Raw genomic sequence first — 1,015 nt, 5'->3', positions numbered from 1 at the left:
ATTGGGAACCATCCAGATCGTCCGCTGACGGATATTCCAATCCTGACAGCCGAAGATGAATCGACCTTGCTGGAACAGTGGCAGGGCCCGCAGTTGGTGGCAGCAGCGGGAAGCATCCAGCATCATGTCGATGATGCGATCACCCGTCATCCCGATTGCATCGCCGTCCGATCGGGGAATGAGGCGCTGACCTATCGTGAGCTCGGCAATCGAGTGGTGGCCCTTGCCGGCCACCTGCAGAGCGTCGGCGTGGAGCGCAACAGCGTGGTTGGTATCTGCCTACCGCGCTCGCTTGACCAGATCGTCGCGCTTCTGGCCGTGTTCAAGGCGGGCGGGATATATCTCCCGTTGGACCCGGACTACCCGACCGAGCGCCTGGATTACATGGCCCGCGACAGCGGCTGCAGCGTCCTGGTAACCCATTCGAGCCAGCAGTCGTTGCTTGATCTGCCAAAGGCCAGGACCGTGCTGATCGACCAGATCACCGGACAAGACCAGCCATGGACTGATCCAAAGACCTCTGCAAACGATACCGCCTACGTGTTGTACACCTCTGGCTCTACCGGTCGACCCAAGGGCGTGCCGGGCCTTCATCGAATGCTCACCGGTCGCCTGCTGCCCGAACGCGAGCGACGCGATGGAAGTGAAATCTATGCCCAGAAAACCTCCATCAACTTCATCGATTCGCTGTGGGAGGTATTCCTGCCGCTGATCACGGGAGCCACCATTGAGGTCATCCCACAGGCCGCACTGCTGGATCCGCAGGAGCTCTGCCTGGCCCTGCGCAAAGGTAACGTCAGCCACATCGTCCTAGTACCCACGCTGCTTGCCGGCCTCGCATCGCATCTACAGGCCACCGGCCAGAACCTGCCTGCCCTGCGCCTCTGTGTCTCCAGCGGCGAACCACTTCAGGCCGAATTGGCACAACGTTTCCACGACGCGCTGCCCCATGTGGAACTGGTCAACATCTATGGCACCACCGAGTTCTGGGACGCCAGCGCACCAACCTTCAGCC

1 protein-coding gene is annotated in these 1,015 nt (G+C 61.0%); it reads left to right on the top strand.

Annotated elements, in window-relative coordinates:
- A partial coding sequence (locus AC1DQP_RS20870; RefSeq protein WP_478052481.1) for an AMP-binding protein occupies positions 1-1,015 on the top strand: 1,015 nt, incomplete at both ends.

It is taken from the genome of Stenotrophomonas sp. P5_A8, assembly GCF_056400545.1.
The sequence above is the reverse complement of the archived record's forward strand: the minus strand, read 5'-3'. Positions and strand labels throughout refer to the sequence as shown.